We start from the raw sequence: 25,027 nt of genomic DNA on the forward strand, positions 1-25,027 counted from the left end.
CGGGTTGCGCGCCCGAAGCTGAACAGTCCGTGTGAGACTGGTGAAAGAGGAGAGGACCGATGAGCGACACCCCCGTGGTCGAGGCGTCCGGCACCTCGAAGAGGCGTGAGGCGACGCGGCAGAAGCTGCTGGATGCCGCCGCCGAGGTGTTCGCCGAGCTCGGCCTGGACGCGGCATCCGTCGAAGCCATCTGCGAGCGCGCCGGCTTCACCCGCGGCGCCTTCTACTCGAACTTCGAGACGAAGGACGAGCTGATGCTCGCCCTCACCGAGCGCGTCGCCGGCGAGAAGATCGAGGCCGTGGCCGAGCGCGTCACCGAGCTGCAGTCCCGCGGGGAGAACCTCGAGGCCGGCGCGCTGGTGCGCCAGCTGCTGGACGTGGCGTTCGACCGCAAGCAGGGCATCGTGCTGACCAGCGAGATCCGCACCCGCGCCATGCGCGACCCGCGGCTGGCCGAGACCTACGTGGCCTGGCAGCAGGGCATGGCAGAGCGCGTCGGCTCGTTCATCGAGAGCCTCGCCCAGTCGTACGGGTTCCGGCTGCGGCTCCCGGCCGCCGAGTTCGCGGGCCTCATCATGCAGACCTGGGAGGACGCGTCGGCGTACGCCGTCATGACCGGCCTCGACGCCGCCGAGACGCACCGGCTCGTGAACGACCGCACCGCGGGGCTCGCGACCGCGCTGGTCGATCCGGCCTGACCTCGGTCAGCCCGCTGCGGCGAGGATCGCGTGGCACCGCGCGAGGCGGTCGAGCCACCACTGCGTGCGGTCGGCGGATGCCGCGTGCGCGGCCAGCAGCGACGGGTCGGGCCTCACGCGGCCGACGTGCAGAACCCTGTCGCGCGGGGTGAGCGGCGGGTCGGCGATGTCGGCCGCCAAGAGCGACGCCGTGCCGAGCCCGCAGTCGTACTCGAGGTCGGGGAGCGCCGCCGCGAGGGCGACGCCCATCGACAGGCCCACCGACGTGTCGAGGGCGCTCGACACGACCGCCGGCAGCTCCGCCTCGGCGACGATCTCGAGCGCGCGCCGCACGCCGCCGAGCGGCTGCGCCTTGATCACGAGGAGGTCCGCGGCGCCCGCGCGGGCGACCGCGAGCGGGTCGGCCGCCTTGCGCACGCTCTCGTCGGCGGCGATCGGGATGCCCATGTACTTCACGCGCCGGCGCAGCTCCGCGAGCTCGTCGACGGTCGCGCAGGGCTGCTCGGCGTACTCGAGGTCGAACTCGGCGAGCGCATGGAGGGCACGCTCGGCCTCGTCGACGTTCCAGGCGCCGTTGGCGTCGATCCGCACGCGGCCTTCCGGCCCCATCTCCTCGCGCACGGCGCGCACGCGGGCGACGTCGTCGGCCAGGCGCTGGCCGGGCTCGGCGACCTTGACCTTCGCGGTCCGGCAGCCGTCGAACCGTGCGAGAACGGCGGGGACGGATGCCGCGTCCACCGCCGGCACCGTCGCATTCACGCCGACGGAATCCCGGCGGGCTTGCGGTCGTGGCATCCAGGCATCCTCGATCGCGGCGGCGAGCCACGTCGCGGCCTCGTCGTCGCCGTACTCGAGGAAGGGTGAGAACTCGCTCCAGCCCTCGGGCCCCTCGAAGACGAGGGCCTCCCGCACGTCGACGCCGCGGAACCGCGTCACGAGCGGCAGGGCCACGACGCGGGCGCCGGCGATGATCTCGGAGAGCGGGGGGAGGGGTGCGGGAGTGCTCACGCCCCCATCCTGCCCGTTCTCCTCGTCCGCGCGCGGGGCAGTCCCGTCAGAACAATGTGTGGTTGACGATACTGTGTGACACACAGTATCGTGTCGGGTATGAGCGAATCCGAGGTCCTCGAGACCCATCTGCAGGAGCTGCGGCGCGGCACAGTCGTGCTCGCGTGCCTTCGGCTCCTCGAGCAGCCGGGCTACGGCTACGGGCTCCTCGAGCAGCTCGGCGAGCGCGGGTTCGCCACCGACACCAACACGCTGTACCCGCTGCTTCGGCGGCTCGAGAAGCAGGGGTACCTCACGAGCGAGTGGAACACCGACGAGGCCCGGCCCCGCAAGTTCTACCGCACCAGCGCCACCGGCTCCCGGCTGGCGGCGGCCCTCATCGACGACTTCCACGCGATCGCCGCCGCGATCGACGCACTCCCCGAGGAGCACTGACATGCACGCCACCCCCGTCACCCTCACCGACCGCTACGTCGACGCCGCCATGCGCACGGTGCCCGACGACCAGCGCGCCGACCTCGCCGCCGAGCTGCGGGCATCGATCGACGACCAGGTCGAGGCGCGCGTGGAGCAGGGCGAGCCCCGCCCGGACGCCGAGCGCGCGGTGCTCGTCGAGCTCGGCGACCCCGACAAGCTCGCCGCGCAGTACACCGACCGGCCGCTGTGGCTGGTGGGTCCGCGGTACTACCTCACGTGGTGGCGCCTCACGAAGCTGCTGTGGGCGATCGTTCCGGTGTGCGCTGCCTTCGGCGTGGCGCTGGGCCAGACGCTGTCGGGGGCGGAGTTCGGCGAGATCATCGGCTCGGTGATCAGCGTCGTGCTCAGCGTGATCGTCCACATCGGCTTCTGGACGACGCTGGTCTTCTTCATCGTCGAGCGGTCCACCCACAGCGCCGACGTCGGGCTCGTGAGCCGCTGGACGCCCGACGACCTGCCCGAGCCCCGGGAGCGGGGCACCGGTCTCAGCGACCTGGTGGCATCGCTGGTGTTCCTCGCGATCGCTGCCGGCGCGATCCTGTGGGACCACTTCGTCGGGTTCGTGTACACGCCCGAGACCGGGTGGATGTCGTTCCTCGCCCCGAGCCTGTGGCCCTGGTGGATCGGCGGCCTCTTCGCGGTCATGGTGCTCGAGGCGCTCCTGGCGATCTCGGTGTACGCCAAGGGCCGGTGGGACATCGGGTCGGCGACGGTGAACCTGTTCCTCAACCTCACCGTGGCAGGCGGCGCGCTGTGGCTGCTGTCGCAGCAGCAGCTGGTCAACCCGGAGTTTCTCGACGCGGTGATCCCTTCCGATTCCTCCGGCACCGTCACGACCGTCGTCACGACCGGGTTCGCGTTCGGCGTCGTCGCGATCGCCGCGTGGGACAGCATCGACTCCTTCCTCAAGGCGGCGCGGGCACGGCGCTGAGGAGCCGCCGGAACGGGGACCGCCCCCTCGCGGCGGCCCTAGTCTTTTTCCCATGCCCCTTCTCGACACTCCTGTGCGCCTCGGCGTGCAGCTGCAGCCCCAGCACGCCCCGTACTCCGCGTTCCGCGACGCCGTCGTGCGTCTGGAGGAGATGGGGGTGGACATCCTGTTCAACTGGGACCACTTCTTCCCGCTGTCGGGGGACCCCGACGGCCTGCACTTCGAGTCCTGGACCATGCTCGCCGCGTGGGCCGAGCAGACCGAGCGCGTCGAGTTCGGCGCCCTGGTGAACTGCAACAGCTACCGCAACCCCGACCTGCAGGCCGACATGGCCCGCACGGTCGACCACATCTCGGCCAAGGACGGCGTGGGCCGCTTCATCTTCGCGACGGGATCGGGCTGGTTCGCCCGCGACTACGAGGAGTACGGCTACGAGTTCGGCACCGCCGGCTCGCGTCTGGACGACCTCGCGGCGGGCCTGGAGCGCATCGAGGCGCGCTGGCAGAAGCTGAACCCGGCGCCCACGCGAGAGATCCCGGTCATGATCGGCGGCAAGGGCGAGCAGAAGACGCTGCGCCTGGTCGCCCGTCACGCCGACATCTGGCACAGCTTCGTGCGCCCCGACGAGCTGCCGCGCAAGCTCGAGGTCATCGAGCGGTGGGCCGAGCGCGAGCAGCGCGACACGTCGGATCTCGTGATCTCGAACGAGCTGCACCAGCGCGGCGAGGGATTCGCCGACGAGCTCCACGCCGCCGGGGTGCGCCTCTTCACGCTCGCGTTCCACGGCCCGGACTGGGACTACGACCTGGTGAAGCGCTGGCTGCGCTGGCGCGACGCCAAGAACGGCTGACCTCCTTCCCGCCGAGAGACCGTGATCTCGCCGAGCGACCACGTCCCGGGCGACGACGACGTGGTCTCTCGGCGAGAACGCGCGATATCGGCGGGGACGGATGCCGCGCACCGACCGCGCTCGCCGCGTCGCGGCATCCGTCATGAACCGCAGTCGCACGAGGCGCCGCGGCTAAGATCGCGGGGGTGACCGCCGCACCGTCTGCCCCGCGCTTCGCCCTCGACATCGAGGGCGTGCCCAGGCCCGAGCGGTCGCAGCAGCTGCTGGACGGCGTGCGGGAGCGGGTCGTCATCGCCGACGGGGCGATGGGCACGATGCTGCAGCGGTACGACCTGTCGATCGAGGGCGACTTCGCAGGGCTCGAGGGCTGCAACGAGATCCTCAACGTCACCCGGCCCGACGTCGTCGCGGCCATCCACGACGCGTACCTCGAGGTGGGGGTCGACGCCGTCGAGACGAACACGTTCGGCGCGAACTGGTCGAACCTCGGCGACTACGGCATCGACGACCGCATCGCCGAGCTCGCCGAGCGGGGGGCGCGCATCGCGCGCGAGCGGGTCGAGGCGGCGGAGGCCGCCGACGGGCGGGTGCGGTGGGTGCTCGGGTCGATGGGACCCGGCACCAAGCTCCCGAGCCTCGGCCACACCTCCTACGACAACCTCAAGCAGACGTTCGCGCTGCAGGCGGAGGGACTCATCGACGGCGGCGCAGACGCCTTCCTCGTCGAGACGAGCCAGGACCTGCTGCAGACCAAGGCCGCCATCAACGGCTGCCGTCAGGCGATCGTGAGCCGCGGCATCCGACTGCCTATCTTCGTCGAGGTGACCGTCGAGACCACCGGCACCATGCTCATGGGGTCCGAGATCGGGGCGGCGCTGACGGCCATCGAGCCGCTGGGCGTCGACGCCATCGGCCTCAACTGCGCCACCGGCCCGACCGAGATGAGCGAGCATCTGCGGCACCTGTCGAAGCACGCGACGGTGCCGGTCGCGTGCATGCCGAACGCGGGGCTTCCCGTGCTCGGCGCGAACGGCGCGCACTACCCGCTCACGCCGGCCGAGCTCGCGACGGCGCACGAGCAGTTCGCGCGCGAGTTCGGGCTGGGCCTCGTCGGCGGATGCTGCGGCACGACGCCCGAGCATCTCGCCGCGGTCGTCGAGCGCCTGCGCCCGCTGCGCGGCGCGGGGGAGCGGCATCCCGCGATCGAGCCGGGTGTCGCGTCGCTGTACCAGCATGTGTCGTTCCAGCAGGACGCCTCGTACCTCGCCATCGGCGAGCGCACCAACGCGAACGGCTCCAAGGCGTTCCGCGAGGCGATGCTCGAGGAGCGGTGGGACGACTGCGTCGAGATCGCCCGCGACCAGATCCGCGTCGGCGCGCACCTGCTCGACGTCTGCACCGACTACGTCGGCCGCGACGGCGCCGCCGACATGCGCGAGGTCGTGTCGCGCCTGGCGAGCGCCTCGACCCTGCCGCTCGTCGTCGACTCCACCGAGCCCGCCGTCATCGCCGCGGGCCTCGAGCTCATCGGCGGCCGCCCCGTGGTGAACTCGGTGAACTACGAGGACGGCGACGGCCCCACGTCGCGCTTCGGCCGCATCATGCCGCTCGTGAAGGAGCACGGCGCCGCCGTCGTCGCCCTCACGATCGACGAGCACGGCCAGGCCCGCACGACCGAGGGCAAGGTGGCGATCGCGTCGCGCCTCGTCGACGAGCTGGTCGGCGAGTGGGGCATGCGGGTGAGCGACATCATCGTCGACTGCCTGACGTTCCCGATCGCCACCGGCCAGGAGGAGACGCGCCGCGACGCGATCGAGACCATCGAGGCGATCCGGCAGATCTCCGCGAAGTACCCGGGCATCAACACGACCCTCGGCGTCTCGAACGTGTCGTTCGGCCTCAACCCGGCCGCGCGCAGCGTGCTCAACTCCGCGTTCCTGCACGAGGCGGTGGAGGCCGGCCTCACGTCGGGCATCATCGACGCGGCGAAGATCGTGCCGCTGGCGTCGATCTCGGAGGAGCAGCGCAAGGTCGCCCTCGACCTGGTCTGGGACCGACGCGAGCACGACGCCGACGGCAACGTCACGTACGACCCGCTCGCGCGCATGCTCGACCTCTTCGCCGGCGTCGACACGGCGGCCCTGCGCAACCAGCGCGCCGCCGAGCTCGCGGCGCTGCCCGTCGGCGAGCGGCTCGAGCGCCGCATCATCGACGGCGAGGGCAAGGGGCTCGAGGCCGATCTCGACCTCGCCCGCGAGGGCGGGCTGGCTCCGCTGCAGATCATCAACGACCACCTGCTCGAGGGCATGAAGGTCGTCGGCGAGCGATTCGGCGCCGGCGAGATGCAGCTGCCCTTCGTGCTGCAGTCGGCCGAGGTCATGAAGACGGCCGTGGCGCTGCTCGAGCCGCACATGGAGAAGACGGATGCCTCGGGCAAGGGCCGCATCGTCCTGGCGACGGTCCGCGGCGACGTGCACGACATCGGCAAGAACCTCGTCGACATCATCCTCACCAACAACGGGTACGACGTGATCAACCTCGGCATCAAGCAGCCGATCGCCGACATCATCGCCGCCGCCGAGGAGCACGACGCCGATGTCATCGGCATGTCGGGCCTGCTCGTGAAGTCCACCGTCGTGATGAAGGAGAACCTCGAGGAGCTGCAGTCCCGCGGCCTCGCGAAGAAGTGGCCGGTGATCCTCGGCGGCGCCGCATTGACGCGCGCGTACGTCGAGGACGACCTCGCGGCGCTGTTCGACGGCGAGGTGCGCTACGCCCGCGACGCGTTCGAGGGGCTCGCCCTCATGGAGCCGCTCGTGAGGATCGCGCGCGGCGCCGACCCGGCCACGGTCGGGCTGCCGGCGCTGAAGAAGCGACGACACGCCGCAGGGTCCAAGCTCACCCTCACGGAGCCCGAGGCCATGCCGGCGCGGTCGGATGTGGCATCCGACAATCCCGTCCCCGCGCCGCCGTTCTGGGGCACGCGCATCGTCCGCGGCATCGCCCTGCAGGACTACGCCGCGTTCCTCGACGAGCGCGCGACGTTCATGGGCCAGTGGGGCCTCAAGCCCGGCCGCGGCGAGGACGGCGCCTCGTACGAGCAGCTCGTCGACGCCGAGGGCCGCCCGCGCCTGCGGTACTGGCTCGACCGCATCCTCGCCGAGGGCATGCTCGACGCGTCGGTCGCCTACGGATACTTCCCCGTCGTGTCGGACGGCAACGACGTCGTGGTGCTGCATCACGGCGACGACCCGTCCGGCGTGCTCGGCGTGCCCGGCCTGCTCGCGCCCGACGGAGGTTCGGGCGGCGAGCTCGGCTCCGACCGGCTGCGCTTCCACTTCCCCCGCCAGCGCCGCGACCGCCACCTGTGCCTGGCCGACTTCGTGCGATCGCGCGAATCGGGCGCGGTCGACGTGATGCCGGTACAGCTGGTGACGGCCGGCGCCAACATCGACTCCGTGACCGCCAAGCTCTTCGCCGAGGACAAGTATCGCGACTACTACGAGCTCAACGGCCTCGTGATGCAGCTGACCGAGGCGCTCGCCGAGTTCTGGCACGCCCGCATCCGCTCCGAGCTCGGCTTCTCGCACGAGGATCCGGCCGAGACGGCCGGGCTGTTCAAGCTCGAGTACCGCGGCGCGCGCTTCTCACTCGGCTACCCCGCGTGCCCCGACATGGAGGACCGCCGCAAGGTCGTCGAGCTCCTGCGCCCCGAGCGCATGGGCGTCGAGCTCAGCGAGGAGCTGCAGCTGCACCCCGAGCAGTCCACCGACGCCTTCGTCTTCCACCACCCCGAGGCGAAGTACTTCTCGGTCTGACCCGAGACGCGAAGGAGAGCGGATGCCGCGGCCCGCAGCATCCGTCGCGTCATTTCGTCGTGAGCTGGACCGTGATGCCCGGGGGCGGCGTGGTGTGCACCCACGCCGCTTCACGATAGGGCAGGGGCGCGCTCTCGCGGTACGCGAGTGGCGGGTGTCCGCGACGCGAGCGGCTTGGTGCGGCGCAAGGCGGCGAGGATCGGTCGCCCCACGACGACCAGCCCGACGACCGTCGTGATCGCGCGGAGCGTGTCCCAGCTGAGGGTCGAGGTGACGAGCGAGTACACGAGGAAGCTGGCGAGGTTCACGTCCAGTGGCGCCTCGCCGTCGTAGGAGATGCCGGTGCCGTACCCGACGGCGAACGGCCAGAACCACAGGTTCATCAGCAGGCCGAACACGTAGGAGGCCACCACGCCGTAGACGCAGAGCATCGCGATCTCCGCGGAGCCCGGATGCTGGATCGAGCGCCGAGGCCCGCGCCGTGTCGAGGTCGACCGTCGGGGGAGGAGCCCCGCGACCGCACCGACCCACGCGCACGCGAACAGCTGGAAGGGCGTCCACGGGCCGAAGGTCCCCGTGATCAGCGTCGACAGGGCGATCGTCGCCATGCCGAGGAGCATCCCGAACCGCGCGCCGTAGGCGCGGCCCGCGAGGATCAGCAGGATGAACACCGCCTCAACTCCGCCGACGCCGGTGCCCGCGATGCGCACGGCCGCGCCGATCGCGGCGAGCGTGCCGAGGAGAGCGAGCAGATGCGCCGATCGCACCGTGCCGTCGAGCGTCGCCACGACGACCAGCGCGGCCAGCGGCACGAGCGCGAGCGCCGCGACCGGCACGGCGGCGTGCGCCTGCTCGGGCACCGCGGTGGCGACGAGCGGCCAGCAGAACGCGCCGAGGGCGACGAGGTTCGCCGCCGCGAGCGCGATCAGCGGCAGCCGACGGAGCCCGCTGCGCTGCCGGGGGAGGGGTCGAAGGTGGACGGATGCCGCAGCCCCGCGCGGTGCCGTCGGCGGCGTTCCGGCGGTGGCCGGGGTCGTAGGGGGCGCGCTCGTGTCGCCGGTCCGCGCGGGAGTGGCGCGGTAGGCGGCGGGTGTCGTCGCGGCTTCCTGATCCGGCATCGCGTCGGCCTCTGTTGCGAGCCCGGACGCCTTCTCGAAGGCCGCGTCCGGTGACGCGTCCATGGCGTGCGAGGCAGGCTCCGACGTCGGTGCGGTCGTCGCAGCGGCGTGTTCGCCGGCGAGGACGCCCGCGTGCATCGCGAGGGTGCGGTCGGCGCGCGCGGTGAAGCCCGGCTCGTGCGACGCGACGAGCACGGCGGCGCCCGCGGCGGCGACCGATGCGAGGGCGGCCCACACCATCTCGCGCGCGGCGGGGTCGAGTCCCCGGGTCGGCTCGTCGACCATGAGCACGAGGGGCCGGGCGGCGAGCTGGATGGCCAGCGCCAGGCAGCGCCGCTCTCCGGCGGAGAGGTCGCGCGGATGCCGAGCGAGTCGCGCCGCGAACTCGGCGCCGCGGGGGTCGAGGCCGAGGAAGCCGGCGAACCTGTCGGCAGTCGACGAGCCGCCGTGGCCGACGAGAAGAGGAGATCTGCCGGACAGAGGATCGATGGGACCGATGGCGTCCTCGTTCCGGCGGCTCTCCTCGTTCCGGCCGGCGAACAGGCGGCGCGTGTGCCGGCGCGGATCGCGCGCAGCGTGGGGCGCCCTCTTCACGGCGCGGCGGTCGGCGCGCACGCATTCGGCGAGGACGGAATCGCTGACGAAGAGGTCGTCGGAGGCATCCGGAACGAGCGCCACGCGGCCGCGCGTCGAGACATGGTCCCCGCGCTCGGGCAGTGCGAGCGCGGCGAGCAGGCTCGACTTGCCGGCGCCGTTGGGTCCGACGAGCGCGACGATCTCGCCGGGGTAGAGGTCGAGATCCGCCCCCGTCACGGCGATCGCGTTGCGGTGGCGCACGGTGATGCCTCGCGCGCGCAACACCGGCTCCTGCCCGGCGCAGCCCAGGGTCGCCGGCGCTTCCTCGGGTTCGGGGCGCACTCCGTACGTTCGGGGCGCATCCGGTGCGCCCCGAACGCCTATGGAGCGCCCCGAACCCGACGTCGGCGGCGCAGAGGCCGACCCGGCCGATGCCGGCCCCACCGGATGGACGTCGTGGTCGATCCGGTCGACAGGCCCGTCGAGCCGCTCGATCCCGCCCCGTTCGACCTCGGCGCCGTCGACTCGCTCGACAGCCCCGTCGCCCTGCTCGACCTCGCCTCGCTCGACCGGCTCGACCTCGCCCTTCCGCACGCGCAGTACCAGATCGGCGATCCCCGACAGGGACTCGACGCGGTGCTCGGCGACGACCACGCTCATGCCGGCGTCGTGCGCGAGCGCGTCGAGCAGCCGGGCGATCCGCCGGCGGGCGTCGGCGTCGAGATCGGCGAGGGGTTCGTCGACGAGGAGCAGGATCGGGTGCTCCACGATCGCGGCCGCGATCGCGACGAGCGTCGCCTCACCCGCCGAGAGTCCTCGGGTGGGGCGGTCGAGCAGGCTCGCGACCCCGACCCGTTCGGCGACCTCGGACACGCGCGCCGCGGCGATCACGGGCGCCACGCCGCGCAGCTCGAGCGAGAGGCCGATCTCGTCGCGAACGAGCTCGGTCGCGAACGCCTCGCGCGGATGCTGCAGCACGACGCCCACGCGCTGCGCGAGGTCGCGCGGCGGCACCGGGACACGCTCGTGCCCGACGACGCCCATCGACCCGGCGATCCAGCCGCCGTCGGTGTGCGAGTGCAGGCCGGCGATCGCTCGCAGCAGCGTGGACTTTCCCGACCCGGTCGCGCCCGACACCAGGGTCAGCGTGCCGGCGTGGAGGAAGAGCTCGGCGGGGAGACGGATGCCGGGGCTCGCGGCATCCGCCATCGCCGAAGCGGTGCGCGGGGCGTCGGCGCGCGAGACGGCATCCGGCGCGGATTCCGGTCTGCCCCGGCCCGAGCGGGCCGGCCCGAAGCCGATCTCCACGTCGTGAGCCTCGACGGGCATGAGGCAGTCGCCGTCGAGCCCGCGCCCCGCGAAGCCGCGAAGCTCGAGGGCTGCGGCGACGTTCCCGGCGCGTTCGAGGGTGCGCTCGAGCAGGGGGAGCAGCATGCGCGGTCCGGCGCGCTCGCCGCGGAGACGCTGGGCGAACCCCACCGCGCGGGCGCCGTCCGCGAGCGACGGCAGCGTGGCCGCGGCGATCGCGAGGGCGCGGGCGATGCCCCGCAGCGGGCCGCGACGCGAGAGGCGCGCGAACACGCGGGTGAGGTCGACGACGGCGTTCAGGACGCCGAAGGCGAGGATCGCCAGCGCGATCGGAAGCGCGCCGGCGGCGGCATCCCACAGCCCGTCCGCCGTCACCGGGCCGAGCAGCACGACGTGCGCGAACGGCGCGGGCAGCCGGATCTCGGGCAGGGCCAGCAGCACGACGCCGTCGCCGTCGGCGCCGTGGAACAGCACGCGGTACACCACCCGGGCCGCCACGAACACGGCGGCGAGGACCGCCGCCGCCCGCAGGGGACCGGGCCGGAAGGTCATGTCACGTCGCCGGAGCGGCCGGCTCGCCGTTCACCGTGAAGAGGAGTGCGACCGAGTCGCCGGGCTCCAGCTGCAGCGTCGAGAGGCCCCCCTGCGCGTAGCCCCACTCGTCGCCCGAGGGCTTGACCCACAGCGCCCAGTACGCGAACGCCGCGGGCATCGACGCGCAGGTCTCGAAGTACTCGGAGCCGTCCTCCGCGGTGAGCGCGGTGCTCTCGGCGGGAACGCCGTTGACACGGCACACGACCTGGTCGCCGTACTCCTCGGTGCCCTCGGTCTCGACCCCCACGAGCGTGAGCGCATCGGCCGCGGCGAGCGTCTCGTCGGTGCCGACGCACCAGGTCTTGCTGTCGCCGTCCTCCAGCGACGAGGCGTCGACGACGACCGTCACGCCCGCGTCCTCGGCGCAGGCCTCGTCGAGCACGGCCACCGTCTTGGTCTCCGTGGGCGTCGGGGCCTGCTCGGGGGCGGGCGATGCGCAGGCGGCGAGGGCGAACAGGAGGACGGCGGATGCTGCGGCAGCTGCCGCAGCACGAAGAGTCGAGGTCACCGATCCAGGCTAGGCCGCGGCGCGGATGCCCGACGGCAGATGACGCCCGGTTGCGGCCCGCCGTAGGCTGGCCGGGTGAGCGTTTCGCAACTGTTCGACGAAGACGAGTGGATGCCGGCGCCCGGCGCCCCCGAGGGCGGCTACACCGACATCACCTCCCACGTCTCGAAGGACGGCCGGATCGCCCGGATCGCGTTCGACCGGCCCGAGGTGCGCAACGCGTTCCGCCCGCACACCGTCGACGAGCTGTACCGCGCGCTGGACCTCGCCCGCCAGGACCCGCGCATCGGCGTCGTGCTGCTCACGGGCAACGGTCCCAGTCCCAAGGACGGCGGCTGGGCGTTCTGCTCCGGCGGCGACCAGCGGATCCGCGGCCGCGACGGCTACAAGTACTCCGAGACGGATGCCGTCACCGACACCGCACGCGCCGGGCGCCTGCACATCCTCGAGGTGCAGCGGCTGATCCGGTTCATGCCCAAGGTGGTCATCGCCGTGATCCCCGGGTGGGCGGCCGGCGGCGGGCACTCGCTGCACGTCGTGTGCGACCTCTCGATCGCGTCGGCTGAGCACGCCCGCTTCAAGCAGACCGACGCCGACGTCGGCTCGTTCGACGCCGGGTACGGCTCGGCCTACTTCGCGCGCCAGATCGGCCAGAAGTTCGCGCGGGAGGTGTTCTTCCTCGCCGAGGAGTACTCGGCGCAGCGCGCGTACGAGATGGGCGCCGTCAACCGCGTCGTGCCGCACGGGGAGCTGGAGCGCGAGGCCGTCGCGATGGCGCGGACGATCCTCACGAAGTCGCCGACGGCCATCCGCATGCTCAAGTTCGCGTTCAACGCCGTCGACGACGGCATGGTGGGCCAGCAGGTGTTCGCCGGCGAGGCGACCCGCCTGGCGTACGGCACCGATGAGGCGGTCGAGGGCCGCGACTCGTTCCTCGAGAAGCGCGACCCGGACTGGTCGCCCTACCCCTGGCACTTCTGAGCGCGGCGATGACCGGAACTCCTCAGCATCGCCCCGAGCGGGGCCGGACCCGCGCGGCGTCGGCCCCGTCGGGCTCGCGCGTGAGGAGTTGCTGCACGCCATGAAGCTGGTACCCGTCCTCGGTGACGATCCGCGCGAGATCCTGCGGGGCCTGCGCGGTGCCCTCCACGGCGCGGGTCCCGCGCTGGGGCTGGGACTCGTGAGCGGTCTTCCGGGCGAGGTGCGCGCGGGGACCGCCGTTGTGGTGACCACGTCCGGCTCCACCGGCGTGCCCAAGAGCGTGGTGCTCAGCCGCGATGCCCTCACGGCGAGCGCGCTCGCGACGGCCGACCGCATCGGCGACGGCGCGTGGCTGCTGGCGCTGCCTGCGGGGTACGTCGCGGGGCTGCAGGTGCTGGTGCGGTCGCTGGTCGCCGATCGAGAGCCGGCGATCCTGTCTGGCGCGTTCACACCGCAGGCGTTCGCGGCAACGGCGCTCATGATGGTGTCGACCGATCGGGGCGAACGAGTCCCCACTTACACGTCCCTCGTGCCGGCGCAGTTGTCAAAGCTGCTCGACGCCGCCGAGCACGACCCCGCGGTGCTCGCCGCGCTGCGCTCGTTCGAGACCATCCTCATCGGAGGCCAGGCGCTGCCGGCCGCGACCCTCGAACGCGCCGACGCGATCGGGGCACGCATCGTGCGCACCTACGGGTCGACCGAGACCAGCGGCGGCTGCGTCTACGACGGCGTGCCGCTGCGCGGCGTCGGCCTGCGGATCGAGCGCGGCGAGGTCCAGGTGTCAGGCCCCACGCTCGCCGACGGCTACCTCGGTGCGCAGGAGCTGACGGCCGCGGCGTTCCTCCGCGAACGCGACGGCACCCGGTGGTACCGCACCGGCGACGCCGGGCTGCTCGAGGACGGCGTGCTGCGCGTGCGCGGCCGCATCGACAACGTCATCGTGTCCGGCGGCGTCAACGTGTCGCTCGACCGCGTGGAGCGGATCGTCCGCGGCATCCCGGGCCTTGCCGGTGCCGTCGTGGTCGGGGTTCCGGACGACCGCTGGGGCGAGGCATCCGTCGTCGTGGCCTCGCGCGGCGAGGCGCTCCGTCGCAGCGAAGCCGTCCAGCTCGAGGAGGCCCGCGCCGCGGTGCAGGCCGAGATCGGCCCGCACGCGCGGCCGTCGCGCCTGGTGCTGGTCGACGAGCTGGCCCTGCTGCCGTCGGGCAAGCCCGACCGCGAGGCCATCCGGCGCGCCGTCCTCGCGCTGCACTGACCGCCGACCGGCCGCCCGTCACGACCGGGTGGCACCGGGCCCGGCCGACGGCGGGTAGGGGCCGGTCTGCACGACGCAGAACCGGTTGCCCTCGGTGTCTTCGAGGACGATCCAGTCCGCGTCCTCCGGGTAGTCGTCCCAGTCGACCTCGTGCGCCCCGAGGCCGAGCAGCCGCTCGACCTCCGCCGCCTGATCCTCGGCGTACAGGTCGAGGTGGATGCGCGGGGGATAGTGCTGCGGGTAGCCCGTCACCGACAGCGCGAGACTCGCCCCCGGGGCCGCCCAGTGCTCCTTGCCGGGCGGGTCGAGCACCACCCAGTCGTCGCTCGGCTCCCGGCGGTTCACGTATCCGAGCGCGGCCCGCCAGAAGTCGCCCGCGCGTCCGATGTCCTCCACGGTCAGGACGGTCGATCCGATGCTCAGCATGGCCCCATCCTGCGTGCTGCGCCGCGCCCATGCGAGGGGGTGGCGCATAGGGGCCCGGGCCGGGGGCGCCTATGATGTGCATTCGTGGCAGGAACCCCCAGCAAGAAGCGCAGCACCGCCGGTCGGAAGAAGAAGCACCCGCGCGGCAACCCGCAGAAGGCGCACGTGTCGCGCGCCCCCGACCGCGTGGAGCCGGCGACCGCGGCCGACTGGATCGGCGCGGCGCGCCTGCGCACCCTGCCGCTCGCCGTGACGCCGATCCTCATCGGCACGGGCGCGGCGATCCTCGTCACGGATGTCTTCCACTGGGTCATCGCCCTGTTCTGCCTCATCGTGTCGGTGTCGCTGCAGATCGGCGTCAACTACGCCAACGACTACAGCGACGGCATCCGCGGCACCGACGATCACCGCGTCGGACCCGCGCGCCTCACGGCGAGCCGCAAGGCGAAGCCGCGCACCGTGCTGCTGGTGGCGCTGGCGTTCTTCGCGATCGCCGCGATCGCCGGTCTCGCCATCACGATCCGCACGCAGCAGTGGTGGCTCATCGCCGTCGGCGCGGTGTGCATCGTCGCCGCGTGGCTCTACACCGGCGGCAAGCGGCCCTACGGGTACTACGGCCTCGGCGAGGTCTTCGTGTTCGTGTTCTTCGGCCTGGTCGCCACGCTCGGCACCACCTGGGTGCAGGCGCTCGCGCTGCCCCAGGAGGCGTGGTTCGGAGCGGTCGGCGCGGGCCTCATCGCCTGCGCCGTGCTGCTGGCGAACAACCTGCGCGACATCGACCAGGACCGCGCCGCCGGCAAGCGCACCCTCACGGTGCTCATCGGGCGCACCGCGACGCGGTGGCTCTTCTCGGTGTTCGTCCTCGTGCCCTTCGCGATCGCGGCATTCCTCGCGTGGATCGGCTACCCGATCGCGTGGCTGACGCTGCTCGCGCTGCTCGCGGCGCTGCCCGCGATCCTCATCGTGTGGACCTACCGGGTCCCGCGGGAGCTCGTCGTCGCGCTGGGACTGACGTCGCTCACCTCGGTGGCCTACGGCGCGTTCCTGATGTGGGCCTTCATCGGCTGATCCTTCCGTCGCCCGGCGGGAAGCGTGTCAGGACCGGGAGTCCGGCCGCTCCGCCTCGTGCGGGGCGGGAGCCGCGGGCGCGGAGGGCGACGCTGCGGCATCGGCCGCGGCATCCTCGGCGTCCTCGTCGCTCACAGCGGCGCGCGCCTCGGTGCGGCGTGCGGCGAGCCCCGACGTCGCGTCCTCGAGCGGCTTGCGCAGGAACAGCAGCGACAGGCTCAGCCCGATGAGGGCGGCGAAGATCGCTGCGAGCCAGTAGTACGTCTGCATGACCGGGAACAGCATGAGGATGCCGAACGGCACGAGGAACGCCAGCAGCCGCAGCACCGAGTAGACGATGGCCGAGCGCGCTTTCACCCGTCCATCCTACGTTTCACCGCGACCGGGGCTCGGGCGACGGTTAAGTCACGGACGGATCGCGAACCGCCCGCGCCGGGCCATGCCCGCCTAGGATGGGGATATGCCTCGGGTGCTGCTGATTCTGGCCCTGGTGGCGACCGCGTTCTGGGTCTTCACCATCGTCGATTGCGCAGTGCAGCCCCCGACCCGGCACCGCGGCGTCAGCAAGCCCGTCTGGCTCCTCATCGTCGTGCTGCTGCCGGTCCTCGGCGGCATCCTCTGGCTCATCGTCGGCCGCGCGCGCGGCTCGTCCGCCGCCGCCCGCCGGGCACCCGACGACGACCCCGAGTTCCTCGGCCGCATCGGCACCATCAGCGACCAGGACGAGCGCATCCGCCGTCTCGAGGAGGAGCTCGCCCAGCTCGACGCCGAGGACGACGACCCGCGCTTCAACCCGCCGGCCGCCCCCTCGGCATCCGACGAGGCGCCCGCGCCGGGCACCGCGGCGGCGGGAGGCACGGCCGCCCCCGGCATCCCGCCCGCGAAGCCGCCGATCCGCCCCGCGGACGGCGACGACGACGCCCGCGGTCAGCGCGGGATCATCGGCTGACGTGAGCACAGTCCACAGCGCCGTCGGCGCACCCTCCGGCGGTGCGCCCGCGACGGACGCCGCCGCCGCGCTGCTGTGCCGGCTCGTGGAGCTCGGCGTCCGTCACGTCGTGCTCAGCCCCGGGTCGCGCTCGCAGGCACTCGCCCTCGTCGCCGCCGAGCTGGAGCGACGCGGCTCGATCGCGCTTCACGTGCGGATCGACGAGCGCGTCGCAGGATTCACCGCCCTCGGCATCGCACGGGAGACCCGGATGCCGGCGGCCGTCGTGTGCACGTCGGGCACAGCCGTGTCGAACCTGCTGCCGGCGGCGCTCGAGGCCCACCACGCCGGGGTGCCGCTGCTGCTCCTCACCGCCGACCGCCCGCCGGAGCTGCGCGGTGTCGGCGCGAACCAGACCACCCGTCAGCCGGGGATGTTCGCTCCGACGGTCCGGTTCGAAGCCGACGTCCCCGTTCCCGAGGCGACCGATCCCGACGGCGACACCGAGCAGAGCGCGATGCTGCGCGCCGTCGCCGAGGAGGCCGTCGCGGCCGCACTCGGCGCCGGGACCCGGTCGCCCGGTCCGGTCCACCTGAACCTTCCCTACCGCGAGCCGCTCGCGGGCGTCCTCCCGGCCTGGCTGGGCGTCCCGGCGGCAGAGCTCCAGGCGACGGTCGTGGGGCACCCGGACGGCCCGCCGGTGGCGGCCGACCCGGAGGACGAGGCATCCGGCGCGCTCTACCAGGGCGGCGGCGGGATCGGCGAGTCCGACGTCCCCACCGAGCCCGAGGACGCGCCCCACGTGCTGGAGCGCGGACCCCGCACGGTGGTGATCGCGGGCGCAGACGCCGGCCCCGACGCCGAAGAGCTCGCCCACGTCGGGGGCTGGCCGCTCATCGCCGAGATCGTGAGCGGCGCGCGCTACGGACGGCACCTCGTGCATGGCTACCGGGCGCTGCTGCGCGACCCCGAGCTCGGCGGGCGCGTGGAGCGGGCGGTCGTCCTCGGCCACCCCACACTCAGCCGCGAGGCGGCCGCGCTGCTCTCCGACCCCGACATCGAGGTCGTCGCGGTCCGCGGGCCCGGCGAGCCGCTCAACCTCAACGGCTCGACCCTCGCCGCGGATCGCATCGCCGTGGCGACCGGCGACTCCGATCGCGCGTGGCTCGGCGCGTGGATGCACGCCTCGCGCGAGGCATCCGTCGATCTCACTCCGCCCGCGCCCGATGCCGACGGCCTGTCGTCGGCGGTGCCCGGCGAGCGCCTCGGGGCCATCGCCGCCGAGCTGTCGGTCATCCGGGCTCCGATCGACCGTGCCGGGCTCGTCGACGCGGTGTGGCGCGCCACCTGGCCCCACGACCGCCTGGTCTTCGGCTCGTCGCGTCTCGTGCGAGTGGCCGATCAGGTGCTGCCGGGCAAGAAGGTCCCGGTGCATGCGAACCGCGGGCTCGCCGGGATCGACGGGACGGTCGCGACGGCTACGGGGATCGCGGTGGCGAGCCAGGCCGGCGGCGGACCCGGCGTCACCCGGGTGCTGCTCGGCGACCTCGCCCTCCTGCACGACGTCGGGGCGCTGCTGCTGCCGCCGCAGGAGCAGGAGCCGCGGATCCAGGTCATCGTGGGCAACGACGGCGGCGGCACGATCTTCGACGGACTGGAGGTCGCGTCGGTCGCCGGCCGCGAGGTGATGGATCGCGTCCTCTTCACGCCGCACGCGGTGCGCCTCGAGGAGCTCGCCGCGGCGTACGGCTGGGACTACCGGCGGGTCACGACCCGCTCCGCACTCGATCAGGCGCTCACCTCGCCCGTCGGCGGGCGCCAGCTCATCGAGGTCCCCCTCGACCGCTGAGCCTCGGCGTCGCCCGTCGGCCGATCCTGGCCGTCGCAGGCTCCGGCACGCCATGATGGCTCCATGATCGCGTCGAGTCAGAAGCACTGGAGCGGCGACGTCGCCGATCTCCTCAAGGTGGGGGAGGGCTTCGTCCTCGCCGACGTCGACACCCGCGCCACGCCCGGGTACGGCGAAGACAAGGATCAAGCCGCCGAGGATCTCGCCGCCGGAGCGGCCGAGCTCGACGAGTACCAGGAGCGCCTGTACGCCCGCAGCCGCGTCGACGCGACGGACGCCGCCGTCCTGCTGGTGCTGCAGGCGATGGACTCCGCCGGGAAGGGCGGCGTCATCCGCCACGTGGTCGGCTCCGTCGACCCCCAGGGCGTCGACCTCGCCGCGTTCAAGAAGCCCACGCCCGAAGAGCTCGAGCACGACTTCCTCTGGCGGATCGAGAAGCGGCTGCCGGAATCGGGCATGATCGGGGTGTTCGACCGCTCGCACTACGAGGACGTCCTGATCGGCCGCGTGCGATCGCTGGCGCCGCTGGACGAGATCGAGCGCCGGTACGGCGCGATCAACGAGTTCGAGAAGCGGATCGCCGACAGCGGCACCCGCATCGTCAAGGTGATGCTGCACATCTCGCACGACGAGCAGCGGGACCGGCTCATGGAGCGCCTCGAGCGGCCCGACAAGCACTGGAAGTACAACCCGGGCGACGTCGACGAGCGGGCGCTGTGGCCTAAGTACATGGCCGCCTACCAGACGGTCTTCGAGCGGACGTCGACCGACCACGCGCCCTGGTACGTGGTGCCGGCGGACCGCAAGTGGTACGCGCGGCTGGCCGTGCAGCACCTGCTGCTGGAGGCCCTCGAGGACATCGACCCGCAGTGGCCGACGGCCACGTTCGACGTCGAGGAGGAGAAGAAGCGGCTCGCCGCGAGTTGAGCGGCACGACGGCATCGCGCCCCAGGGCGACGCGGGCGCGCGGCGCGGAGTCGCGGCGGACGGCGCATAGCCTGGTGCGGTGACAGACACCGACCCCGTGCGCGCCATCGCCGACGCCTACGTCCGGGAGCTCGCCGGCCACGAGCCCGACGCCGCCCTCGCGGTCGGGCTCGAGGGTCCGGCGCTGCCCGACCTCGGTCCCGAGTGGCTGCAGCGCAGGCACGAGCTCCAGCGCGAGACCCTGGCGGCCCTCGACGCGGCGCCCGCCGGCGACGAGGTGCTGCGCGCTGCGCTGCGCGAGCGGCTCGAACGCGAGCGACTGCTCTTCGACTCGGGCTTCACCCCGCGGCTCGTCGCGGGGCTCGCCACCCCGGTGCACCTCGTGCGCTACGCGGTCGAAGGCCTGACGGTGACACCGGATGCCGCAGGCGAGGCCCTGCTGCGCCGGCTCGAGGCTGCCCCGCTCGCCGTGCGCCGGTACATCGCCGCGCTGCGGTGGTCACGCGACGAGGCAGCGCGCTTCGCCGGCCCGGGGGTCGCGCCTGTCCGCCAGCTCGACACCCTCGCGGACCAGGTGCAGATATGGATCGACCGAGACTGGTTCGGCGCCGTTCCGATTGCCGAGGGCACGGATGCCGCAGCCGCCGCGCGCGTGCGCAGCGCTGCCGATGAGACCGGGGCCGCGCTCGGCGAGCTCGTGACCCTGCTCCGGGACGAGCTGCGCCCCGCGGCGCCGGTGGATGACGGCGTCGGCGAGCGGCTCTATCCCGATCTCGCCGCCGGGATGCTCGGGGCGCGCATCGACGTCGCCGAGACCTATGCCTACGGCTGGTCGGAGCTGGAGCGCCTCGTCGCCGAGGCCCGTTCGCTGGCCCTCCGGCTCGGGGGCACCGGCGACGATCCGGTGCGGGCGGCGGCCGCCCTGCTCGACGGCGACCCTCGCCGCCGGCTGGAGGGCACAGCGGCGATCCGGGCCTGGCTCGCCGCCCGCGTCGACGAGACCATCGATGCGATCGCACCGGCGTTCGATCTGCCGGCGGCGGTGCGGGAGGTGGAGTGCCTGGTCTCGGAGGCCGCCTCCGGCGTCGTGTACTACACCCCGGGCGCCCCGGACGGCTCGACTCCCGGGCGCGTGGTGTGGACGATCCCGAGCGGCGTGCCCGTCGTGTCGAGCTGGCAGGAGGTCACGAGCGTCCACCACGAGGGCGTCCCGGGGCACCATCTGCAGTTCGTGCTGACGGCGTCGTATCCGGACCTGCATCCGTGGCAGCGCCATCTCTGCCACGTGCACGGCTACGCCGAGGGCTGGGCCCACTACGCCGAGCAGCTGGCCGACGAGCTGGGGCTCATCCGGGATGACGCCGAGCGACTGGGCCTTCTCCTCGGGCAGATCTGGAGAGCGGTCCGGATCGTCGCCGACATCGGGCTCCATACCGGGCGCCTGGTTCCTCCGAATGCGCTGGTGGCCGATCGGGAGTGGACGCCCGCGCTGGCGCGACGCATGCTGATCGACCTCGCGCTCGTGGAACCGGCGCTGGCCGGATTCGAGGTGGACCGCTACCTCGGCTGGCCGGGTCAGGCCCTCGCGTTCAAGGTGGGGGCGCGACTGTGGGCTGAGGCTCGCGCGGCTCGACAGGAGCAGCTCGGCGCCGCCTTCTCGCTCCGGGACTTCCATCGCGACGCGCTGGCGCTGGGTCCGATGGGGCTCGATCCGCTGCGACGGCTCATCGCGCGGTGAAGCGCGGCTTCTCGCTCCGGCAACTTCGGGAGGGGCGGCCCTGTCATGCCAGCGCGTCGACGATCGGACGGAACTTGACCCGCGTCTCGAGCAGCTCGGCGTCCGGGTCGCTCTGGGCGACGATCCCGGCGCCGGCGTGGGCGACGACGGGGATCGTGCCGCCCAGCGCGGGGGCGTCCGAGCGCGGGCCGATCTGCGCGCAGCGCAGCGCGATCGCCCACTCGCCGTTGCCCTCCCCGTCGATCCACCCGACGGGGCCGGCATAGCGCCTGCGGTCGAACGGCTCGAGCCGGCGGATGAGCTCCACCGCGGCATCCGTCGGCGTCCCCGCCACCGCGGCGGTGGGGTGGAGCGCCGCCACGAGGTCGAGCGACGAGGCGTGGTCGGCGAGGTCGCCCGCGACGTCCGTGGCCAGGTGCCACAGGTTGGGCAGCTTCAGCGTGAACGGCTCGGGATCCGCGCGCAGGTCGCGGACGTGGGGGCCGAGCGTGTCCAGCACGCTCTGCACCGCGTAGCGATGCTCTTCGAGGTCCTTCGCGCTGTGCGAGAGCGAAGCGGATGCCTCGGTGTCGCGGTGCGCGTCCGTGCCGCGCGGAATCGTCCCGGCGAGCACCCGGGCCGTGACCACTCCGCGTGACGCGGTCACGAGCGTCTCGGGGCTCGCGCCGATCAGGCCGTCGACGGCGAACGTCCACGTGTCGGGATAGTCGTCGGCGAGGGCGCGGACGAGGCGCCGCAGATCGGTGCCGCCGGGAATGGTGCCGACGAGGTCGCGGGCGAGCACCACCTTCTCGAGGCCGCCCGTGCGGATCGCCTCGACCGCCCGGCGCACGGTGGCCTGGTAGCCCTCGGGATCGAGCGTGCCGGGTCCGAGGGTCGCCGACCAGTACGGGCCGTAGGCGGTGGGCTCCACGGGCAGGAGGTCGTGCGGCGACGCGTCGTCGCGGCGGATCCGGGTGATCCAGGACCGGCCGCGATGACGGCCGACGATCGCCTCCGGGACGATCAGCCGGCTGGTTCCGCTCGAGCGCTCGTCGAAGACGAAGGTTCCGAAGGCGACGAGCCCCGTGCCGGGCAGGCGCAGCGGGTCGTCCACGTGCGCGGCGGCCGCGATGGCCCGCCAGGTGTCGGCGGGGCTCTCGGATCGCGACGCGTCCCGCGCGTCCGCCGGCCCGCTCTCGTAGCCGCCCAGGTCGCCGATCCCGACGATGCCGTCGCCCCGACGAAGCCAGGCGAGGGGCGCAGAGGGCGACGTGTAGGCGAGGAGGTCGTCGACCGGGTCGATCTCGCGCGTCTCGACCACCAGCGCCAGCGGGCGGTGCGAAGATGTCACCCCTCCAGCCTAGACTCGCGAGGTGACCGAGGACGCCGCACCGCCCCCCGCCGCACGGCCCCCCGCCGCAGGCTCCGCAGAGCGCCCGGATCCCGGGACGCGGTTGTGGTTCCGCTGGCGCAAGTGGGACGGCTCGCCCCACTGGCTGCACGAGTGCGTGTACCTCGGCAGCGACCGCTGGGGGGAGTGGTTCGGGCAGCACGCGGGCGACCGCAGCTCGCGTCCGGGGCGCGACATGGTCGCCGAGAACGACAACGTGACGCTCGTCCCGCCCAGCGGCGAGTACGCCTTCACGCACAACGCGGCACCGCACCGCACGCGCGTGTACATCGACCTCGCGTGGGACGTGCGGTGGAGCGCCGGTGAGCCGACGGGCATCGACATGGACCTCGACGTCGTGCGTCGCATGCCCGACGCGCCGTACATCGATCGCGAGGGGGTGCTGCGGCAGCCCGGCGACGTCTACATCGAGGACCGTGACGAATGGGACGAGCACCGCATCACGTACGGCTACCCCGCTGACGTCGTCGAGCGGCTGGAGGCGGTGGCACTCGACCTCGAGCGGCGCGTCCGCGCGGACGAGGCGCCGTTCGACGATGCGACCGCGGCGCACTGGCTCGGACGCCTCGCCGCCTTCGGCCGCGCGTCCTGACGGCGACGGCGCGTCGGCGCCCGCGCCGGCCGTCGAGGCGCCGTCCCGCTGCCACCCGAACACGCGGCATAGACTCGGACCCGTGGCATCCGACCCGTCCGATCACGAGCCGAACCGCGCCGACCTCCACAAGGACCCGTCGCGCGTGAGCGGCATGTTCGACCAGGTCGCCGCGGGGTACGACCGCACCAACACCGTGCTCAGCATGGGCAACGACCGCCTGTGGCGCGCCGCGACCACGCGGGCGGTCGCACCGCGGCAGGGGGAGCGGATCCTCGATCTGGCCGCCGGCACCGGGGCATCCAGCGTCGCGCTGGCCGGCCGCGGCGCCGACGTCGTCGCGGCGGACTTCTCCCCGGGCATGATCGCCGAGGGCCGGCGTCGGCACGGTGGCATCCGGAACCTCTCGTTCGTCCAGGCGGACGCGACCGACCTGCCCTTCGGCGACGACGAGTTCGACGCCGTGACGATGTCGTTCGGGCTGCGCAACGTGAACGAGCCGAAGAAGGCGCTGCGCGAGCTGCTGCGGGTGACCAGGCCCGGGGGGCGCCTCGTGATCTGCGAGTTCTCGCACCCGCCGTCGAAGGCGTTCAACGGCCTCTACCGCTTCTACAACGACAGGGTGCTGCCGGTGGTCGCCAAGACCGTCAGCTCGAACGCCGACGCGTACGACTACCTCAACGAGTCGATCCGCGACTGGCCCGATCAGAGGACCCTCTCGGCGTGGATCCGCGAGGCCGGCTGGACCGGCGTCGCGTACCGCAACCTGTCGATGGGCATCGTGGCGCTGCATCGCGCCACCAAGCCGCGGAGCCGGTGAGCGGGCCGAGGCCCGCGCGAGCCGAGCCCGAACGCACCCCCGGTAGGCTGGGCGTGTGACACCGACCGCGCCGGGCTCGCGCATCGCGGGCAAGCTGGGCTTGACCGACCGCGTCTTCGCGGGCGCGCGCTCGCGCACCCTGCTCAAGACGGTGGAGGCGGGCCTGAAGCGCGTCGACAGCGCCCTCGAGCGGGAGCTCCGCGTCACCGACGCGCTCGCCGATGCGACGAGCCGCTACCTCTACGACGCCGGCGGCAAGCGGGTGCGCCCGATGCTCGCCCTGCTGACCGCCCAGCTCGGCGACGGGGCCACCGACGAAGTGATCGAGTCGGCCACCGCGCTGGAGATGACCCACCTGGGCTCGCTGTACCACGACGACGTGATGGATGCCGCGGACAAGCGCCGTGGCGTGCCGAGCGCGCACGCGGTGTGGGGCAACAGCGTGGCCATCCTCACCGGCGACCTGCTCTTCTCCCGCGCGAGCCAGATCATGGCTCGTCACGGCGACCGCGCCATCCGGCTGCAGGCCGACACGTTCGAGCGGCTCGTCCTCGGGCAGATGCACGAGACCGTCGGGCCGGCCGAGACCGACGATCGCGTCGAGTTCTATCTTCAGGTGCTGTCCGACAAGACCGGCTCGCTCATCGCCGCCGCAGCCCAGTCGGGCATCATCTTCTCCAACGGCCCCGAGGAGTTCGAGCAGCCGATGATGACGTTCGGCGAGAAGGCCGGCGTCGCCTTCCAGCTGCTGGACGACGTCATCGACCTCTCCGCCGACCCCGATGAGACCGGCAAGGTCCCCGGCACCGACCTGCGTGCCGGCGTGCCGACCATGCCCTATCTGGTGCTCGGACAGCGGACGGATGCCGGCTCGGTCACACTGCGCGAGCGCATCGACGAGGGCGTCGCCCGCATCGCCGACGGCGCCGACCCGTCGCTCCTGGACGAGCCGCTCGCGCAGCTGCGCGAGCACGAGGCGACCGACGCGACACTGGACCTCGCGCACGCGTGGTCGCAGCAGGCCATCGACGCCCTCGCGCCGCTGCCCGACGGCGCGGTGCGCGAGGCCCTGACCCGATTCGCCCAGGCCGTCGCGGATCGCTCCAGTTAGCATCCCCGGTCCCTGAGCACGTCGAGGGGTCGGGCCCCCGAGCCCTTCGACAC

Annotated in this window: 21 protein-coding genes; 15 read left to right on the forward strand and 6 right to left on the reverse strand. The window is 73.0% G+C overall.

Going from position 1 to position 25,027, the window contains the following annotated elements:
- The first annotated feature begins 59 nt into the window (after positions 1 to 59).
- On the forward strand, positions 60 to 698 hold the full coding sequence (locus ACZBH1_RS10435) for a TetR/AcrR family transcriptional regulator (RefSeq protein WP_463646332.1): 639 nt from the start codon (positions 60 to 62) through the stop codon (positions 696 to 698).
- Between the two features lie 6 nt (positions 699 to 704).
- Here the strand turns inward: ACZBH1_RS10435 and ACZBH1_RS10440 are convergent, their stop codons facing one another.
- The gene (locus ACZBH1_RS10440) at positions 705 to 1,706 is read right to left on the reverse strand and encodes an o-succinylbenzoate synthase (protein WP_463646333.1); all 1,002 of its coding nucleotides are present in this window, start codon (positions 1,704 to 1,706) and stop codon (positions 705 to 707) included.
- Between the two features lie 99 nt (positions 1,707 to 1,805).
- Here ACZBH1_RS10440 and ACZBH1_RS10445 point away from each other — a divergent pair, with 99 nt between their 5' ends.
- From ACZBH1_RS10445 to metH, 4 genes are all read left to right on the forward strand, one after another.
- A complete protein-coding gene (locus ACZBH1_RS10445) occupies positions 1,806 to 2,141 on the forward strand; it encodes a PadR family transcriptional regulator (RefSeq protein ID WP_336394781.1) in 336 nt (111 codons plus the stop codon).
- Between the two features lies 1 nt (position 2,142).
- Positions 2,143 to 3,114 (forward strand): permease prefix domain 1-containing protein, encoded by a 972-nt coding sequence (locus tag ACZBH1_RS10450; protein WP_336394782.1) that lies wholly within the window; start codon positions 2,143 to 2,145, stop codon positions 3,112 to 3,114.
- A 52-nt stretch (positions 3,115 to 3,166) separates the two neighbouring features.
- Positions 3,167 to 3,964, forward strand: coding sequence for an LLM class F420-dependent oxidoreductase (locus ACZBH1_RS10455; protein WP_463646334.1), 798 nt, complete (start codon positions 3,167 to 3,169; stop codon positions 3,962 to 3,964).
- 185 nt (positions 3,965 to 4,149) lie between these two features.
- Complete coding sequence (gene metH / locus ACZBH1_RS10460; RefSeq protein WP_463646335.1) at positions 4,150 to 7,782, forward strand: methionine synthase; 3,633 nt, start codon at positions 4,150 to 4,152, stop codon at positions 7,780 to 7,782.
- 110 nt (positions 7,783 to 7,892) lie between these two features.
- Here the strand turns inward: metH and ACZBH1_RS10465 are convergent, their stop codons facing one another.
- Together ACZBH1_RS10465 and ACZBH1_RS10470 are read right to left on the reverse strand one after the other, a co-directional pair.
- Positions 7,893 to 11,336: an ATP-binding cassette domain-containing protein gene (locus ACZBH1_RS10465; RefSeq protein ID WP_463646336.1), complete on the reverse strand. Its 3,444-nt coding sequence runs from the start codon at positions 11,334 to 11,336 to the stop codon at positions 7,893 to 7,895.
- A 1-nt stretch (position 11,337) separates the two neighbouring features.
- Positions 11,338 to 11,886 carry a hypothetical protein gene (locus ACZBH1_RS10470; protein ID WP_463646337.1) on the reverse strand — a complete coding sequence of 183 codons (549 nt, stop codon included), beginning with the start codon at positions 11,884 to 11,886 and terminating at the stop codon, positions 11,338 to 11,340.
- Positions 11,887 to 11,961: 75 nt separating this feature from the next.
- On the opposite strand from ACZBH1_RS10470, the gene ACZBH1_RS10475 reads away from it, so the two are divergent.
- Positions 11,962 to 12,867 (forward strand): 1,4-dihydroxy-2-naphthoyl-CoA synthase, encoded by a 906-nt coding sequence (locus ACZBH1_RS10475; protein ID WP_463646338.1) that lies wholly within the window; start codon positions 11,962 to 11,964, stop codon positions 12,865 to 12,867.
- Between the two features lie 100 nt (positions 12,868 to 12,967).
- A complete protein-coding gene (locus tag ACZBH1_RS10480; protein WP_463646339.1) occupies positions 12,968 to 14,122 on the forward strand; it encodes an AMP-binding protein in 1,155 nt (384 codons plus the stop codon).
- A gap of 18 nt (positions 14,123 to 14,140) precedes the next feature.
- Here the strand turns inward: ACZBH1_RS10480 and ACZBH1_RS10485 are convergent, their stop codons facing one another.
- Complete coding sequence (locus tag ACZBH1_RS10485) at positions 14,141 to 14,548, reverse strand: VOC family protein (protein ID WP_463646340.1); 408 nt, start codon at positions 14,546 to 14,548, stop codon at positions 14,141 to 14,143.
- 84 nt (positions 14,549 to 14,632) lie between these two features.
- On the opposite strand from ACZBH1_RS10485, the gene ACZBH1_RS10490 reads away from it, so the two are divergent.
- A complete protein-coding gene (locus tag ACZBH1_RS10490; RefSeq protein ID WP_463646341.1) occupies positions 14,633 to 15,616 on the forward strand; it encodes a 1,4-dihydroxy-2-naphthoate polyprenyltransferase in 984 nt (327 codons plus the stop codon).
- 27 nt (positions 15,617 to 15,643) lie between these two features.
- On the opposite strand, the gene ACZBH1_RS10495 is transcribed toward ACZBH1_RS10490, so the two are convergent.
- Entirely contained in the window at positions 15,644 to 15,973 is a 330-nt protein-coding gene (locus tag ACZBH1_RS10495; protein WP_463646342.1) for a DUF4229 domain-containing protein, read from the reverse strand.
- 103 nt (positions 15,974 to 16,076) lie between these two features.
- Between ACZBH1_RS10495 and ACZBH1_RS10500 the strand changes: the two genes are divergently transcribed.
- The 4 genes from ACZBH1_RS10500 to ACZBH1_RS10515 all read left to right on the forward strand — a co-directional run bounded on the left by ACZBH1_RS10500 (position 16,077) and on the right by ACZBH1_RS10515 (position 21,058).
- The gene (locus tag ACZBH1_RS10500; protein ID WP_336394792.1) at positions 16,077 to 16,565 is read left to right on the forward strand and encodes a PLDc N-terminal domain-containing protein; all 489 of its coding nucleotides are present in this window, start codon (positions 16,077 to 16,079) and stop codon (positions 16,563 to 16,565) included.
- A 1-nt stretch (position 16,566) separates the two neighbouring features.
- The gene (menD, locus tag ACZBH1_RS10505; protein ID WP_463646343.1) at positions 16,567 to 18,393 is read left to right on the forward strand and encodes a 2-succinyl-5-enolpyruvyl-6-hydroxy-3-cyclohexene-1-carboxylic-acid synthase; all 1,827 of its coding nucleotides are present in this window, start codon (positions 16,567 to 16,569) and stop codon (positions 18,391 to 18,393) included.
- 63 nt (positions 18,394 to 18,456) lie between these two features.
- A complete protein-coding gene (locus tag ACZBH1_RS10510; protein ID WP_378883524.1) occupies positions 18,457 to 19,320 on the forward strand; it encodes a PPK2 family polyphosphate kinase in 864 nt (287 codons plus the stop codon).
- A 79-nt stretch (positions 19,321 to 19,399) separates the two neighbouring features.
- The gene (locus ACZBH1_RS10515) at positions 19,400 to 21,058 is read left to right on the forward strand and encodes a DUF885 domain-containing protein (RefSeq protein ID WP_463646344.1); all 1,659 of its coding nucleotides are present in this window, start codon (positions 19,400 to 19,402) and stop codon (positions 21,056 to 21,058) included.
- 43 nt (positions 21,059 to 21,101) lie between these two features.
- Here ACZBH1_RS10515 and ACZBH1_RS10520 read toward each other — a convergent pair whose 3' ends face one another.
- On the reverse strand, positions 21,102 to 22,391 hold the full coding sequence (locus ACZBH1_RS10520; protein WP_463646345.1) for an isochorismate synthase: 1,290 nt from the start codon (positions 22,389 to 22,391) through the stop codon (positions 21,102 to 21,104).
- Positions 22,392 to 22,413: 22 nt separating this feature from the next.
- On the opposite strand from ACZBH1_RS10520, the gene ACZBH1_RS10525 reads away from it, so the two are divergent.
- The 3 genes from ACZBH1_RS10525 to ACZBH1_RS10535 all read left to right on the forward strand — a co-directional run bounded on the left by ACZBH1_RS10525 (position 22,414) and on the right by ACZBH1_RS10535 (position 24,974).
- Entirely contained in the window at positions 22,414 to 23,043 is a 630-nt protein-coding gene (locus ACZBH1_RS10525; RefSeq protein WP_463646346.1) for a DUF402 domain-containing protein, read from the forward strand.
- 154 nt (positions 23,044 to 23,197) lie between these two features.
- Complete coding sequence (locus tag ACZBH1_RS10530) at positions 23,198 to 23,863, forward strand: class I SAM-dependent methyltransferase (RefSeq protein WP_452324777.1); 666 nt, start codon at positions 23,198 to 23,200, stop codon at positions 23,861 to 23,863.
- 55 nt (positions 23,864 to 23,918) lie between these two features.
- A complete protein-coding gene (locus ACZBH1_RS10535; protein ID WP_463646347.1) occupies positions 23,919 to 24,974 on the forward strand; it encodes a polyprenyl synthetase family protein in 1,056 nt (351 codons plus the stop codon).
- The last annotated feature ends 53 nt before the right edge of the window (positions 24,975 to 25,027 follow it).

The sequence above is a fragment of the Microbacterium sp. ZXT2-5 genome (assembly GCF_055329545.1).